Consider the following 16,412-nt stretch of genomic DNA (forward strand, 5'->3'; position numbering starts at 1 on the left):
TTTTTTAAGAAATTACTCCTAATTCTTTTCCTACTTTCTCAAAAGCAGCAATTGCTTTATCTACATGTTCTCTTGTATGTGCCGCAGAAAGTTGTACTCTGATTCTCGCTTTTTCTTTCGGTACAACCGGATAGAAGAAACCAATTACATAGATACCTTCATCCATTAGTTTCTCAGCCATTTTCTGAGCCAATTTTGCATCGTACAACATTACAGGAACAATCGCAGCATCACCATCAGGAATATCAAAACCTTTTGCTTTCATCTCTGTTCTGAAATACTCTGCATTTTCCATTACGGTATCACGTAAAGAAGTGTCATCAGAAATCATTTCTAACACCTTCAAAGCAGCACCAACAATTCCTGGCGCCAAAGAGTTTGAAAACAAATAAGGTCTAGAACGCTGTCTCAACATATCGATGATTTCTTTTTTACCAGACGTAAATCCGCCTAAAGCACCACCTAAAGCTTTTCCTAACGTAGAAGTAATAATATCTACTCTACCCATTACTTCGTTGGCTTCGTGAGTACCACGACCCGTTTTTCCGATGAAACCAGTTGCATGAGAATCATCAACCATTACCAAAGCATCGTATTTATCAGCCAAATCACAAACTCCTTTTAGGTCGGCAACAATTCCGTCCATTGAGAAAACTCCGTCTGTAACGATAATTTTGAATCTATGATTTTTTTCAGAAGCAGCAATTAATTGAGCTTCCAAATCTGCCATATTATTGTTTTTATAACGGTATCTTGCCGCTTTACAAAGACGTACTCCGTCAATAATTGATGCGTGGTTTAATTCATCAGAAATAATCGCATCTTCATCTGTAAATAATGGTTCGAAAACACCTCCGTTTGCATCAAAACATGCTGCGTAAAGAATTGTGTCTTCTAAGCCTAAAAATTCTGCAATTTTCTCTTCCAACTGCTTGTGAATATCTTGAGTTCCGCAGATAAAACGTACCGAAGACATCCCGTAACCATGAGATGCAACCATATCCTGCGAAGCTTTCATTACTTCAGGATGATTTGATAATCCTAAATAATTGTTGGCGCAAAAGTTCAGAAGTTTTTTTCCATTAGCTTCTATTTCTGCACTTTGCTGAGAAGTGATGATTCTTTCTTTTTTAAAAAGACCATCATTTTCTATATTATTCAGTTCATTTTTTAGATTTTCAAGATACTTTTCAGAGATCATTATAATTAAATTTAAGTTGCGCTAATTTAATAAAAACGTATTAAAGAAAATAAGTTTCGACATCTTTATTGTTTTTTTGGTTATTAATCATCTACAAGCCCTCATCAAAAGAGCTATTTCACCTCTTTAGTTTAACATCAAAAGCAAGAAACAAAAAAAGCTTTCACGAATGAAAGCTTTAAAAGTGCAAAAATGATTTGCAGTTATTTTTTTACTTCAATTTTTTTATAAACAATTCCCTGTAAAGATTTTACACGATCTGTACATTCATCGGAAATATGTGTCATCACAAGATTCTCACCAATTACGTCACATTTGTATTTGCCTTTTGCTCCTACATTACAAGGTGTTCCCCCTGAATTTTTCACTATATTGATTTCGCCATTACTCAATGTGTAAGTCATCGTTTCGATTACTTTATTATCGAGCAGTACATCAATTTTATCTTTCGAGAATTTTAAATCAATCTCAGCTTCATGAGGAATTTTCGCCAATCCTCTCCATTGTGTGTCTAGTAAAGGATTGTCTGATTTTTTAGATTCACATGAGGTGAAATTAAACATTAAAAACGCCAATAAAAGAAAATTGACAAAGAATAAATTTGTTTTCATAAGTATTAATTATTTTGTTTATAAACAAATATACATTGAAAATCAATACAATGATTTATTTTTTATTCTTTTACAAATTTTAAATTAGAATTTAAAATCTTGATAAAGTAAACTCCTTTCTGTAGCAGAGATACGTCTATTTTTTTATCCGTTTTACCTTTTTTCACCAACCTTCCGTCTGCCGTAAAAATATCATACCCAGTTTCTTTTTTCAACCCCAAAACAAACAGTTGCTCTTTCACAGGATTAGGATAAATGCTGAATTCTTCAGTTTTAAAATCTGCAGTACTCAAACTATTATCCTGAGAAACTGTTGAGTTTTTTTCTACTATTTGGTATTCATAATTAAACTGTACGCTAGCAATCGGAAAAGTTACAGCTTCTGTGAAATATTGATTATTGAACGTATTATTTAAAGCAAAAAAAGCAGTCTGACCACCAGTTCCTGTAACTTTTATCGGTAAAGGCATTTCAAAAAAGCTAACCGATGCATGGCTTTGCGTCTGTGACGCTTTAAAAGTCACTTGATTTCCCACCTGTTTCCATCGGATATCGTATGTAGGATAACCTTGTCCGTAAATCCAATCGTTAAAAAATTCTGTAAAATCTTTGCCTGTTGACGTTAATAAAGAAGCATTTAAATCTGCAGTTCTAGCATAGCTGTACGCTAAATTTGGTCGCGCATGATAGTCTTTTAATGCCTGATAAAATACGGCATCACCCAAAATCCATTTAATCATTCTTACTGTATATCCACCTTTAGAATATGATAATCTTCCACTAAAAATAGCATTGGTATTTCCTAAATTACTGTCTGCCACATACACACTTCCACCCGCAATACTGGTAATATAATTTTTTTCACCTAAAAGATAATTAAGAAAATCGGCATTGCTCATAAGCAGTTTTTCGTAGGCAAGATGCTCTCCAAAAGTCGCAAAACCTTCATTTAGCCAGATATCATTCCATGCACCGCACGTTACTTTATCACCGAACCATTGATGCGCCAGCTCATGAGCAATTAACTGTTTACTCCAAGATCCCATTGAAGACATGGTTTGATGTTCCATACCTCCACCCGCTTCAAATTCCATATGTCCATACTTTTCATTACGGAAAGGATACGCTCCGAAATAATTTTCAAAAGTATTCATTACCGTTTTCGTCCATTCTATATTTGCCATACTTGTTGCATTTGCATTTGTAGATGGATAAATATAATTAACAAAAGGAAAAGGTGGATTTCCCATGGTATCATTTAGCATTACAAAATTTGTAATAGAAAGTGCTATTAAATAAGCAGCAGTAGGATATTGCGTTCTCCAAAAAGTACGTTTTGTGCCATTTCCTAAAACAGTTTCAGACATAAATTTACCATTGGCTGCAACATTATACTGAGTAGGAGTCGTCACTTTTATATCAAATCTATCAATTTTATCATTTAAACTTTGCTTTGTAGGAAACCAATCTTGTGCTCCATAAGGTTCGTTTAAAGTAGAAAGAATGGGCGTTCCGCCTTGAGAGCCATTAAAAAACGCGTTACTCGCCGTATCTGGAGCTCCACTGTAATTAATCGTAAGAGAATCTAAAACATTAGCAGGCAGAGAAGCTGTAAAGTTTATCTTTAGTTCTTTAGTCGATAATTGCTGAAAAGTAAGATTCTGACCATGATAATTTACCTGAGAAACGGTAAGATTATTATTAAGGTCAAAATAAATTGTATTCAACGCTTGTGAAGGCTTGAAGTGTGACGTTACCGATCCCGAAATATTATAAACGGAAGGATTGATAGATACATCCATCCTCTGATACTGTAAATCGTAGTTTAACGTATTGGGATTGGTATTTCCTGCAGCCATTTTAGCTGCATAAGATTTCATTTCTTTGTTTAATAAACCTTTTTTATCTACGTTTTCATTTTGGTTTTGAGCCGATAAAGTATGAAAAGCAAAGATGCTTACACAGAAAAGGTAAAATTTTCTCATTGTCAAATAATTAGGGATTAAAGATAAAAAAAACCTTTCAATCAATGATTAAAAGGTTTAAATATGAAATTAATATTTTTTATAAGTCTAAAGTAGGTTGCAGTATTTTTTCCATTTTACTTTTCACCTGCCCGACAGAGCCTGCATAATTGTTTACCATCAAAGAGAAAACAAGCGTTCTTCCTGAGTTGGTTTTTAAGTATCCAGCTAAAGTTTTCACTTTATTTAAAGTTCCTGTTTTTGCAAAAACCTGTCCGTTTCCTTCACCTAAAAACATACTTTTAAGCGTTCCCGACTGTCCGCCAATCGGAAGAGAGTTAAAATATGTTTTGTAAAATTTCTCGTCCATCAAAGAACTAAGATATTTTACCTGCGAAATCGGAGTCACTTTATTGCTTCTAGACAAACCGCTTCCATCCATGTAGTTTAATCCTTCTACATCAAATGCGATATCTTTTAAGTGATTATTAACTACTACTCTTCCAGATTCTGAAGTCTGATCTCCCATTTTCTGGAAACCCACAGTTTTTAGCAATGCTTCCGCTAACGAGTTATCACTTCTCTGATTGGTATAATAAATAATATCACCCAAAGTCGGAGATTTGTAAGCAGCAATCATTTTTCTAGCTTCTGGTGTAGCATCTGTCATTTTAGGAGTGACTTTTCCAGTCACTGCAACACCACTTTTTACCAAAGTTGCTCTGAATGAGTTGGCAAGGAAAGCTGGAGCATCAGGTAATTTTGTAGTTAATGTTCCGTTACCTTCGTATTTTTCAGCATATACCATTTTATTGGCATAAGGTGAAACATAGAAAAACTTCTTATCGGCTGCAGCATTCATTGATTTCTTTACGATAAGCTTCTCATTGGCAGGATTAATCTCTTTGGTGGTACCAACAGGAAGATAATAGTTATTGTTTTCTAGCCAAACAACATTTTCCGGAAGTGCCGAAATGTTACCTTTGAAAAGCGCTGTCTGAATAACAATATCACCATTTACTTTTTTAATACCTTCACGAGCCATTCCGCCTGCGAAATCTGAAACGATATCTTTGTAAGACCAAGCTCCCGCTTTATTAGTTCCCAATGAAGGGTCACCACTTCCTACAATATACAGATTACCGTTTAAAACTCCATTCTCATCGATTTCTCCCGAATATTCTAGCTGCGTCATCCAACGGTAATTTTCACCCAACATGCTTATTGCAGTTTCGGTGGTCAACAATTTGGTTGTAGAAGCAGGAACAAGCGGAGTATTTTCGTTGTACGAAGAAATTATTTTCTTCGTTTTTGGGTCGTAGACTACAAATCCCCAAGTTGCATTTTTCAATACGGGGTCTGTCATCATTGTGTTTACACTGATGTCTACAAGTTCTTTTGGCGACAAAATAGCCTTTTCAACATACGCAACTGGCGATGGAAGATTTAAGCTTGTTTTGTTGTCATAATTCTGAGAGTAAAGAACTGTAGAAACGGTTGATTGGGCAAGTAAAAAACCAGCAGTCAGAACCGTAACACCTGAGATATATTTTCTGAAATTTACCATCTAATTTTTCTTTTCGTTATATTTTGGATGATATAAAAATCGATTAGTTAAATCCATTCATTTCATTCCAAACATATAATTAACGTTCAAATGTAGAAATTATTATGGTATGGTAGTTCAGTAGACTATGATAAAAGGCTATAAAATATGTTAAAGTTTGTTAAAAATCAACAAAAACATCTTTTTTAATACTTTGATAAGCAGTGATTTCGTCAAATTCTTTCAAACTTAATAAAACTAAACTTTTAAACTTTTCATAGTTTTTGCCTCGAGGCAATTTCAGTAAAATCTGAAACTGATACAAATTATTTAATCGGGCAATTTGCGCTCTTTCAGGGCCTAAAATACAATCTTCAGGCAAATATTTTCTTAAAATAGACCCTAAAAACTGTGATGCACGATTTACTTTATCGTCTTTTATGTGCTTCAACTCAATGTTGATTAACTTTGTGAAAGGTGGATAATTAAATTTCTGACGTTCCGTGAGGAAATATTTATAAATTTTAAAAACATTATTCATTTTAATCAGCTGAAAAACAGAATGGTCAGGATTAAAAGTCTGAATTAAAATTCTGCCTTTCCCCGAAACTCTTCCCGCTCTTCCAGAGACTTGCGTAATCAATTGATACGCTCTTTCTTCTGCTCTGAAATCTTGTACATACAGCATAGAATCAGCTTTTGGAATCGCTACCAATTCGATATGGTCAAAATCAAGACCTTTAGAAATCATTTGGGTTCCTACTATAATATCGGTTTCCCGGTCTTCAATTTTTTCGTATAGTTTTTCGTAGGCAAATTTCTTCCGCATAGAATCAACATCCATTCTATCGACTTCATTGTCCGGAAAAATTTTAGAAATTTCTTCGTGAATTTGTTCTACACCAACTCCTTTTTCATTAAGATTTTCAGAAAAACATTTTGGGCAGGTTTTCGGTTTAGAAGCTCTCTGTCCGCAATAGTGGCATTTCATTTCGTTGGCAGCTTTGTGATACGTCATCACGACATCACAATTTGAACAGTAATTGACATATCCACAAGATTCACATTCTAAAACACTCGCGTAACCACGACGATTGTGAAGAATCATCGTTTGATTTTTTTCTTCTAATGTTTTTTTGATTTCATCAATCAATTTCAACGAAAAATTACCTGAAACTTTTTTAGAATCTTGCGCCTCTTTAAAATTAATCAATTCAAATTCCGGAAGTTTTACATTTCCGAATCTTTCATTCAGAAAAATATATTTCAGCTTTTCTTTTCTTGCCAGATAATAACTTTCAACAGAAGGCGTTGCCGAACCTAAAATAACATTGGCTTCATAAAGATTTCCTAAAACCAACGCCGAATCTTTAGCATTAAAATAAGGTGAAACTTCTCTCGGTTTATATCCGGAATCATGCTCTTCATCCACCACAATTAATCCTAAATTCTTAAAAGGTAAAAACAGAGAATTTCTTGTTGCAATAAGAACTTTGATGTCGTTATTTTTTATTCTTCGCCAAATTTCTACCTTTTCAAAATCGGTCAGTTTCTGATGATAAAAGCCTAATTGCCTCCCATATTTTTTTTCTAATCGCTGCGTAATTTGCTTGGTTAATGAAATTTCAGGAAGAAGAAACAGTACATTTTTGCCTTCAGAAATACATTCTTCAATTTTCTCTAAATAAATATGTGTTTTTCCAGATGAAGTTACCCCGTGAAGCAGCACATTTCTACCTTCTTCAAAAGCTTCATCTACTTCAATTTTTGCAGCTTTCTGAATTTCCGTAAGTTCTTCTACCTCTTCAATTTCACCTTCATAGCTTTCAATCCGGTCTTTCTGCATGTAATATTCTTCCACCAAATTTTTATCTGCCAAAGATTTAAAATGCGAACTCGCAAAATATCCATCTTCAAACAATTCTGATTTTTTAATATGTAAATCAGGATTTTCGGTTTGTTTTTCTAAAATATGCAGGAAAAGGTCTTTCTGCTTCTGAGCTCTCTTTAAACTTAAAAGAATTTCGGTAAGATTTTGATTTTTTAAAATCTCATCATTGATTTTAACGTAAGCAACTTCTTTAGCCTTATATTTTTCAGCAACTTTTTCGTCGATTTCAATATACTGTAAATCAATCAGCGAATTGATGGTTTTAATAATATCTTTTTTCGGAATAAACGCTTCAATATCCGTTAAATTAATCAACTGACGAACTTCTAATGCCTGAATAAGATACATTTCATTCACATCCAGATTTTCAAACTCAACGGTAATATTGGGTTTTAATTTAAGATAAGTTTCACTTTCCAGTTTTAAAGAAGACGGAAAAGCAAACCTGTAAATTTCGCCCAAATTGCACAGATAATAATCTGAAAGCCATTTCCAAAATTTAATTTGTTGTGGTGGCAAAATCGGTTGTTCATCTAAAATGCTGATTACTTCCTTCGGCACAAACTGAGTGGGAACTTCATCATGCAGTTCAAAAACAATTCCGGTATAGATTTTTTTTCCACCAAAAGGAATAAGCACTCTCATTCCGGGTTGAATAAGTGACATCAATTCTTCTGAAACTTTATAGGTAAAAGTTCCTTTCAGATTGAGGGGCAAAATAATTTGAGCGTATTGCAATAGGATAATTATAGTGTAAAATTAGATTTTTCTTTTCAAAAACAAAAGAGCAACTCCATTTTTCCTTCGTTAATAAATTAGTTTCTTCAAACAACAATTAACAATATTGAAAATACATTAGAATTCAAAAAAACTTTATCTTTGCCCTTATGATTTTACGAGGAGAAAACTTAATCAAAGAATACGGTCCCAAAAAAGTTGTAAAAGGCGTTTCTGTAGAAGTTAAGCAGGGAGAAATTGTTGGTTTACTTGGTCCGAACGGAGCCGGAAAAACCACTTCCTTTTATATGATTGTAGGCTTGGTGAAGCCTACTTCAGGAAAGATTTTCCTCGACAAACAGGAGATTACCTCTGACGCCATGTATCGTCGTGCCCAAAAAGGTATTGGTTATCTAGCTCAGGAAGCTTCAATTTTCAGAAAACTTTCTGTAGAAGATAATATTCTTGGTGTTTTACAGCTTACTAAACTTTCAAAAAAACAACAGCAAATAAAATGTGACGAACTGATTGAGGAATTTTCTCTGCAGCACGTTCGTAAAAACAGAGGTGATTTACTTTCCGGAGGTGAAAGACGAAGAACAGAGATTGCAAGATGTTTGGCAACAGACCCGAGTTTCATTCTTTTAGATGAACCTTTTGCCGGTGTTGACCCGATTGCCGTAGAAGATATTCAAAAAATTGTACGAAGTTTGACCGATAAAAACATCGGAATTTTGATTACTGACCACAATGTACAGCAGACCTTGGCGATTACCAACAAAACATACATTATGTTTGAAGGTAAGATTTTGAAAGAAGGTCTTCCTGAAGATTTGGCAAATGACCCGCAAGTAAGAGAAGCATATTTAGGCGAAAATTTTGTTTACCAAAGTATTTTCGACAAACCAAGCAAAAAAAGTTATGCTTACAATATTTGGGCAGGAAATTTTGATTCTAAAAATCAGTTTCAAAGTTTTGTAGATGAAAATTTTGCTCAGTTTGATGATTTAAGATTGATGTATGGATTTGAAGACATTAGTTTTTCATCATTAGGGAATTCAGAAATCCAGCATATTTTCAATGATGTAGTTGATAAAAATGCCAATAATTCTTTCGCTTTCCAAAAGAAAGAAATTAATTCTAATTATTCTTTGGAACAGGCAGAAGCAGATTCTAAAGCAGCAAGTAAAGCTGAGTTGCATTATCTGACAACTTATGTTTTTGAGGGATAAAAGTTTAATTAATATTAAAGTTTTTGAACCATTAAGAATATTTAAGTTGTTAAGAAATATTAAGGCTCAATAAAATTGATATAAGCAAAATACTTAAAAACTTAACTTCCCTACTCTTTAAAATATTCAGCAGTTTAATTTGAATTAAACATTTGCGCTAAAAAATAATAAAACGTACCTTTTCTCTCAGAAACGGTACGTTTTTTCTTTTAAACCAAATCATGGCAAAACCATTTAACAGAACCCTTACTTTATTTGGAATTTACAAGCAGTTGATTCCATTTATAAAGCCTTACCGACCGATGATTTACGGAACTTTGTTCCTGACATTTCTCGGTGCTTTGGCAGCTCAGGTGAATCCTTTAGTTTTAAAATATACGGTGGATGAAGTCACAAAACTAACCCACCTACCCAATCCTATGAATGAAGGAGTTCATATTTTAATTCTTATCTCAATTATTCTATTAGGAAAAGAATTACTGAATATTTTCATCAATTTCGGTCAAAAATTTTACGGGGAGAAAATAAGAATTAATGTAAGTTCGGTTTTGGCACAATCAGCAATTGACAAAATTCTTACCTACAGAGTTGCTTACTTTAATGATGAAAACCATGAATCCGGGAAATTACAAATAAGAATCGACCGTGGAATTGAAAGCTTGACGAGACTCGTTCAAAATTTCTTTATCGACATACTTCCCTTGTTTTCAAATGCATTTATCGCACTGATTATAATGTATATGCAGAATGTTTATGTGGGATTAGTTTCCACAATCATTGTTCCTATTTACTTTTATATCAGTTCGTTGCAGGCAAAAAAACTAGGTGGAGTAAGACGAACTTTAAGAAATCAGCGCGAGCAGAAAACTTCAGGGCTTTTAAATTTAATCAATTCGATAATGGTGATTAAAAGTTTTGTGCGTGAAAAATTTGAAGGTAAAAAACAGTACGATTTACAAATGCAGTTGATGGACAGCCAAATGTTTACTCGTAAAACTAATTTTATTTATGATGGTTTAAAAACTTTTATCGAGCAGTTTGGAGTTGTTTTAATCATTCTTTTAACGGTTTATCTGGTTTTAGACCAACAAATGACCATCGGTGCCATCATGCTTCACATCATGCTTTTTAATAATGTTTCTTCGCCAATCAGACAGCTTCACAGGATTTATGATGATATGAACGATGCGATGATTTATGCAGAAGGTTATTTTGATATTTTAAATGCTGAAAATGAAATTGAACCTAACGGAACTTTCGTAGAAAATAAAATCAAAGGTAATTTTGAATTACGAAATGTCAATTTCACCTATCCAAACGGAACAAAAGCGTTGCGCAATGTTTCAATGACCATCGAAAACGGAAAAACGACCGCCTTGGTGGGCTTAAGTGGTGCCGGAAAATCAACCATCATCAATCTTCTCTGTAAATTTTATCTTCCAGATTCCGGTGAAATTATTTTGGATAAAGTAGATTTAAAAAATTACAATAATACTTTTTTACGGGATGATTTGGGATTGGTTTTGCAGAAGAACCATATTTTCCAGGGAAGTATTGAAGACAACATCCGCTATGGAAATATGAATGCGAGCTTTGAAGAAATTGAAGAAGCAGCAAAAAAAGCCTATCTCCACGAACAGATTTTAGACCTTCCGGAAAAATATAAACATGATGCAACTCAACTTTCAGGCGGTCAACAGCAGAGAATCGCCATTGCAAGATTATTTTTGAAAAATCCACCTATTATTTTCTTAGATGAACCCACTGCAAGTTTGGATGCGATTGCGACAGAACAAATTAAAAACTCGTTGGATGCCATAAAAGAAAACAGAACGGTGGTTATTATTTCGCATTCCCTATCTCAGATTTTAGATTCGGATACTATTTATGTAATGAAAAAAGGTGAAGTTGTAGAAAGCGGAACTCATGATGAATTGGTACAGATGAATGGAACTTATAAAGAAATTTTTGATGCTTCTGCGAGAAGTTTGAATCTGGATAAGTTGGTGAATACGTTTAAAAATTAATGTAGCAATTAACAATTCTTTAGTGCAAATGCTTTGATGAAATAAACGCAAAGATTTAATAATTAAAGTAATATTTTTCAGCGAGCAAAGATGGCGACAAATCGCTGATTAAGCTTGAAAATATGCATACGCTTAAAATCAATTTCATTGATATTCTTTGCTCCTTAAATACAAAGATATACAGGCTAAATCTTTGCAATTATAAAATTCTACATTAAATTTGTAAAATTGATACTTTTTCGACCGATTTAAATGTGAAATGATTGGTTAAAATTTAAAAAAATGAAAGTTAAATATTTATTTATCACAGTTTTATCTTTTAACTGTTTATTGTTTTCTCAGCTACCATGTCCTTTGATATCTGGAACAATACCTACTCCTAAACGTAATTGTTTTAATGTTTCTGATGAAACTTTATATACAATAAAATCAGAAAATCACAAAGTTGTTTGCATATCTGAAGGAATGGTTTCTAGTATTCTTTCTCATTCTGATAATACCAAAACTTTAATCATTAGAAATAATGACGATTTGTATGTTTATTCAAATCTCGATGTTATTCTTTTTAAATCAAAAGATAAAATTGAAAAGAATCAATTAATAGGATACGCCACTCAAGATAAAGATGAAGAAAAGTACATTCTCCAATTCCAATTTTGGAAAAAGGCGGAGTCGAGTAAAGTTGATTTAAATTGTTCAAAATCATATTAAATGAACGACCATTACCTGAAAAAACTCGACCGAGTAACTGCAATTCTCACTCAGCTGCAATCAAAACCGATTGTGAGAGCGCAAGATTTGGCAGAAAAATTTGACGTGAGTATAAGAACGATTTACCGTGATGTAAAAACTTTGGAAAATGCAGGAATTCCGATTGTTGGTGAAGCAGGAAGTGGATATTCTTTAATGGATGGCTACAAACTTCCACCTGTAATGTTTACGAAACAGGAAGTTTTAAGTTTCATTACTGCCGAAAAACTGATGCAAAAATTTTCTCACGAAAGCTTGGGAAATCATTATCAGACTGCGATGGAAAAACTCCGTTCGGTTTTAAGAAATTCAGATAAAAATTTAATTCAGAATATTGAAAATCAGATTGATATTTACAATTACAATCCAAAAACGGAGGACACCATAAAAAATATTATTCCTACAATTTTGGAAAGTATTGCCGAAAAACATCAGATTTTAATAGGCTACAAAACAGTTAATCAAGAAATTTCGAGCAGAACGATAGAAGTTGTAGGTGTTTTTTTTGAGTTTCATTACTGGTACATCATCGCTTACTGTACGTTGAGAAATGATTACAGACAGTTTAGAGTGGACAGGATTTTAAGTATTGTAAAAACTCAAAATCCTTATTTGCAGGAATATGGGCAGATTAATGATTACAGGAAAAGTCCGAATGGAAATAAAACCATCGTCAAACTTTTAGTTGATAAAAAAATTATAGGACATCTGAATAATTCAAAAATTTATTATGGATTAATTGAGGAAAAAGAAACCAATAAAGGGATAGAAATGACTTTTGAAACCGAATGGATTAATGAAGGATTTCCGCGTTGGCTGATTACTTTCGCCGATTATGCTGAAGTTTTGGAACCTGAGTTTCTGAAAACGACCATGAAGGATTTAATTGAGAAAGTTTCTAAGAATTTTGATTGAAAATAAATGAACTTGAACCATTAAGATTCTTTAAGGAGTTAAGATTATTAAGATGAAATGAAAATCAAAGATTTTCAAAACTAATATGTCAAAAAACTTGTGTGATATTTTAATCTAAAAATCTCCCGCAGATTTCACAGATTTTCACAGATGATACTGCTTAATTTGCAAAATCTGCGAGAGACTTAAAAAACATCAATGATGCTAGAATCTTTCCCAGAAGAATGGCGGCTCAATTCCCAAAGCTCTTAGGTAAGTATAGCCTTGACCGCGGTGATGTACTTCGTTATCGATAAAATAAAGAATATTCTGATATATCGGAAATTCATATTGACCAAACAAATTGAAGGTTTCCTGAAATCTTTCTTCAGAAATCTGATTAAAATAATGATTGATTACTTCAGTTTCAGAGTCCCATTTTGCAAGAAGTTCCTCTTTCGTTTTAGGCTTGAATGCTTCTTCTGAAAATGCTTCTACCTGATGGTCTACGATTCCTTTTAAAGCGGGACCAGCGATACTTACTAACTCGACTGCTAATTTTGCAAAAGTTCTCATTCCGCCAATTGAAAATTCGAATAATTCTTTTTCAGGAAATGCATCAATCACTCTTCTCGTCAGCTTTCTGTGACCTTGCCAATGCTCTAATAATTGCTCTGAAGTGATAAACTGTTTAGTTGCGATTGCTGTAGTTGTCATAACGTTTTTGTCTTATTTGTTAATGTTAAGACAAAGGTACTGACAGACTATGACAACAGTTTGTCAGTAGTATTTTTAGAAATGAAAAAAAATAATTAATTCTTTAAAATAAATAAACATTTTTCACGTTCGATAGATAACCTACACAAATGTTTCCCATATAAATATGTAGCGATAGATAAATTTGAATTAGGCCGATTTTCTTAATCGGTCTTTTTAATTTCCTTCATTCATGGTATCCCACAAAGTCATTGCGCCTATTTTATTTAAAGGTTTTGAAAGTGTAATTCTTTTTGACGATTTTGGAAGTAAATCAAAAAAGTTATCACTAAAGTGTGTATCACCCATCAAATAAACATCTTTTGCTAAAACATCAGTAGAAATTTCAATTTCGGTTGAAGATATTTTTTTTATTTTGATATTGGGTTTTGTAAGTTTTAAATCTTTTGGCTTAACGAAGAAATGATTAGTTTCGGCAATAATATTATCATTTTTGTCTCGGATAATAACATTCAGGAAAATTTCATTTTTATTCACATCTCCAATTAAATCATTAATTTCTAAAGCATCAAATTTTAAAATATTATTTTCTAAAACTTTTCCATCAGAACTGCTTACTGCCGCCGCTAAACTTTCTCCGTTAAGCTTAGAAATATCAAATTCTATGGTAACATCTTCAAACTTTTTAAGTTCGTCATTAATTGCATAAAAATTTAAAACTCCGTCTCTTTCTTCCGTTAAAATCACTTGATTTTCAAAACTTCTTTTTACTTGATAATGCAGCGCTTTCCAATTACCTAAATAATCAATCGATGACCAAGAAATCACCGGCCAACAATCATTCAATTGCCAATACAGTGTTCCCATATTGTAAGGTTTTGCACGGCGATGCGCTTCAATCGCAATCTGCATTCCTCGAACCTGAAGGAGCTGGGAAACATAATTATATTTCACAAAATCTTTCGGAACCACATAATCACGCTTCATATATTCGTTGATAATATGAAAACCACGGGCATTTTTTTCGTGTGCTTTGATAATTGGATTTTCTAAACTTAAATCTGAATTTCCTGAAAACATAGATTTTACAGCGTCCAAACTTGGTATTCCCTGAAAACCATATTCAGAGGCAAATCTTGGAACTTTTTCGTTATAAATTTCAAACGGAAATTCACCCCACCAAACGCCCCAATAATGAGAATCGCCCTCTGTTAAACTTTCTTTGTGCCCCCAACCGATGGATGGTGAAGTTGGCCAATAAATATTTTTCTCTGATGTTAAGTTTTCTTTTAAAGCATTCGGAATAACTTCATGAAAAATCTTTTTGTAATCTTTCCAGACTTGAAGAGAGTCTTCTTTTGAATATTTAAACTGCTTTTGGTATCCCCAGTTTACAATAGCTTCATCAATTTCATTATTTCCGCACCATAAAGCAATCGATGGATGATTTTGAAGTCTATTGACTTGGTCTTTTACTTCTTCTTTTACATTATTCAAAAAATCTTCATCTGACGGATAAAAACTTCCGGCAAACATAAAATCCTGCCAAACAAGAATACCGTTTTCGTCACAGGCTTTGTAAAATTCGTCGTCCTCATAAATTCCACCGCCCCAGATACGAATCATATTCATATTCGCATCTTTGCAGTCTTTGATGAGCTTTCTATATTTTTCTTTGGTAATTCTCGGTGTAAAACTGTCAGACGGAATCCAGTTAGTTCCTTTTGAGTACATCGGATTTCCATTAACTTTAAAATAAAAAGATTTTCCTTTTTCATCTTTCTCCTGAATTAATTCTACCGTTCTGAGACCAATTCTTTCTTCTTTTTCAGCAAGCGTTTTGGAGTCTTTCTGCAATGAAATTTTAAGATTATATAAATTGGGATTACCCCAGCCATTGGGTTGCCATAGTTTTGGATTTTTAATTTGATATGGAAATGCAATTGCATTAAAGCCTTTATTCAAAGAAATATTCCGCTTTTCATTATTAATTAAAAAGCTATATTTTCCAGCTTTTTCAGCATAAATTTCAACGTGAATATTAAGTTCAGCTTTTTGTTTGGTTAAATTTTTCTGTTCTATTTTTACACTTTCAAATTTTGCATCATTCCAGAAATTTAATTTTACGTCCTTCCAAATTCCTGCAGTTACTAATCTTGGTCCCCAATCCCAACCAAACTGATATTGTGCTTTTCTCACAAAACTTCTCGGTGATTCCGGCATTGTAAACGGAACTTTACCCGCCAATTCTTTCCCGATAATTACTGAGGATTTAAATTTAACTTGTAATAAATTGTCCCCAGTTTTTAAATTTTGCTTCACAGGAATTATCCATGTTCGGAACATATTGTCGGTTTTCTTTAATAATTTTCCATTTAAATAAATTTCAGAAAATGTGTCTAATCCATGAAAAACCAAATCAGCATTTTGGTTTTCTAATTCTTTCGATGAAACTTTAAAAACGGTTTGATAATCCCAATCTTCGTTTTCAATCCATTGTACTTTTTTTTCATTCTCATCTTTGTAAGGGTCAGGAATGAGTTTATTGTTCATCAAATCCAAATGCACCGTTCCGGGCACAGAGGCCGTGAGCCATTTATTTTCTTTGGTATTTTTGAATTGCCATTTTTCTGCGGATAAATTTCGTTCAGAAAATTGTGCGTTAATGAGTATTTGAATGAAAAAGAAAGCAAAAAGTAGGGTTTTGTTCATTAGTAATTTGATTTTAAATCAGGTTTAAACTCAGAGTTTGTCATCCTGAAAGGATCTCAACAGTAAAAATGATAAATATTTTTTCAGTATTATTAGTATTTCAATAATTCATAAAATCTTATGTTCAAACTTTGTCTAGATCCTTTCAGG

Annotated in this window: 10 protein-coding genes and 1 pseudogene; 4 read left to right on the forward strand and 7 right to left on the reverse strand. The window is 33.0% G+C overall.

Going from position 1 to position 16,412, the window contains the following annotated elements:
• Positions 1-4 precede the first annotated feature (4 nt).
• The 5 genes from kbl to priA all read right to left on the reverse strand — a co-directional run bounded on the left by kbl (position 5) and on the right by priA (position 7,951).
• Positions 5-1,201: a glycine C-acetyltransferase gene (kbl, locus tag LO744_RS14135; protein WP_230670237.1), complete on the reverse strand. Its 1,197-nt coding sequence runs from the start codon at positions 1,199-1,201 to the stop codon at positions 5-7.
• A 203-nt stretch (positions 1,202-1,404) separates the two neighbouring features.
• Complete coding sequence (locus LO744_RS14140; protein WP_230670238.1) at positions 1,405-1,812, reverse strand: hypothetical protein; 408 nt, start codon at positions 1,810-1,812, stop codon at positions 1,405-1,407.
• A gap of 62 nt (positions 1,813-1,874) precedes the next feature.
• The gene (locus tag LO744_RS14145) at positions 1,875-3,797 is read right to left on the reverse strand and encodes a M1 family aminopeptidase (protein WP_230670239.1); all 1,923 of its coding nucleotides are present in this window, start codon (positions 3,795-3,797) and stop codon (positions 1,875-1,877) included.
• A gap of 79 nt (positions 3,798-3,876) precedes the next feature.
• Positions 3,877-5,343 carry a D-alanyl-D-alanine carboxypeptidase/D-alanyl-D-alanine endopeptidase gene (dacB, locus tag LO744_RS14150; RefSeq protein ID WP_230670240.1) on the reverse strand — a complete coding sequence of 489 codons (1,467 nt, stop codon included), beginning with the start codon at positions 5,341-5,343 and terminating at the stop codon, positions 3,877-3,879.
• A gap of 160 nt (positions 5,344-5,503) precedes the next feature.
• Positions 5,504-7,951 carry a replication restart helicase PriA gene (priA, locus tag LO744_RS14155; protein ID WP_230670241.1) on the reverse strand — a complete coding sequence of 816 codons (2,448 nt, stop codon included), beginning with the start codon at positions 7,949-7,951 and terminating at the stop codon, positions 5,504-5,506.
• Between the two features lie 149 nt (positions 7,952-8,100).
• Between priA and lptB the strand changes: the two are divergent.
• The 4 genes and pseudogenes from lptB to LO744_RS14175 all read left to right on the forward strand — a co-directional run.
• Positions 8,101-8,826 (forward strand): annotated as a pseudogene (lptB, locus tag LO744_RS14160) (LPS export ABC transporter ATP-binding protein); the annotation flags it as partial.
• A 638-nt stretch (positions 8,827-9,464) separates the two neighbouring features.
• Complete coding sequence (locus LO744_RS14165) at positions 9,465-11,189, forward strand: ABC transporter ATP-binding protein (protein ID WP_230670595.1); 1,725 nt, start codon at positions 9,465-9,467, stop codon at positions 11,187-11,189.
• A gap of 282 nt (positions 11,190-11,471) precedes the next feature.
• Positions 11,472-11,900: a peptidoglycan DD-metalloendopeptidase family protein gene (locus tag LO744_RS14170; RefSeq protein WP_230670243.1), complete on the forward strand. Its 429-nt coding sequence runs from the start codon at positions 11,472-11,474 to the stop codon at positions 11,898-11,900.
• Positions 11,901-12,854 (forward strand): helix-turn-helix transcriptional regulator, encoded by a 954-nt coding sequence (locus tag LO744_RS14175; RefSeq protein WP_230670244.1) that lies wholly within the window; start codon positions 11,901-11,903, stop codon positions 12,852-12,854.
• Positions 12,855-13,058: 204 nt separating this feature from the next.
• On the opposite strand, the gene LO744_RS14180 is transcribed toward LO744_RS14175, so the two are convergent.
• Both LO744_RS14180 and LO744_RS14185 read right to left on the reverse strand, forming a co-directional pair.
• On the reverse strand, positions 13,059-13,550 hold the full coding sequence (locus LO744_RS14180) for a DinB family protein (protein WP_230670245.1): 492 nt from the start codon (positions 13,548-13,550) through the stop codon (positions 13,059-13,061).
• Positions 13,551-13,766: 216 nt separating this feature from the next.
• Positions 13,767-16,262 carry a beta-mannosidase gene (locus LO744_RS14185; RefSeq protein WP_230670246.1) on the reverse strand — a complete coding sequence of 832 codons (2,496 nt, stop codon included), beginning with the start codon at positions 16,260-16,262 and terminating at the stop codon, positions 13,767-13,769.
• Between the last annotated feature and the right edge of the window lie 150 nt (positions 16,263-16,412).

It is taken from the genome of Chryseobacterium turcicum (assembly GCF_021010565.1).
Taxonomy (GTDB): domain Bacteria; phylum Bacteroidota; class Bacteroidia; order Flavobacteriales; family Weeksellaceae; genus Chryseobacterium; species Chryseobacterium turcicum.

What these genes read in the sequence shown, in the direction of transcription:
- kbl (WP_230670237.1), bottom strand. Translation starts at nt 1,201, where the DNA reads ATGATCTCTGAAAAGTATCTTGAAAATCTAAAAAATGAACTGAATAAT.
- LO744_RS14140 (WP_230670238.1), bottom strand. Translation starts at nt 1,812, where the DNA reads ATGAAAACAAATTTATTCTTTGTCAATTTTCTTTTATTGGCGTTTTTA.
- LO744_RS14145 (WP_230670239.1), bottom strand. Translation starts at nt 3,797, where the DNA reads ATGAGAAAATTTTACCTTTTCTGTGTAAGCATCTTTGCTTTTCATACT.
- dacB (WP_230670240.1), bottom strand. Translation starts at nt 5,343, where the DNA reads ATGGTAAATTTCAGAAAATATATCTCAGGTGTTACGGTTCTGACTGCT.
- LO744_RS14165 (WP_230670595.1), top strand. Translation starts at nt 9,465, where the DNA reads ATGATTTACGGAACTTTGTTCCTGACATTTCTCGGTGCTTTGGCAGCT.
- LO744_RS14170 (WP_230670243.1), top strand. Translation starts at nt 11,472, where the DNA reads ATGAAAGTTAAATATTTATTTATCACAGTTTTATCTTTTAACTGTTTA.
- LO744_RS14175 (WP_230670244.1), top strand. Translation starts at nt 11,901, where the DNA reads ATGAACGACCATTACCTGAAAAAACTCGACCGAGTAACTGCAATTCTC.
- LO744_RS14180 (WP_230670245.1), bottom strand. Translation starts at nt 13,550, where the DNA reads ATGACAACTACAGCAATCGCAACTAAACAGTTTATCACTTCAGAGCAA.
- LO744_RS14185 (WP_230670246.1), bottom strand. Translation starts at nt 16,262, where the DNA reads ATGAACAAAACCCTACTTTTTGCTTTCTTTTTCATTCAAATACTCATT.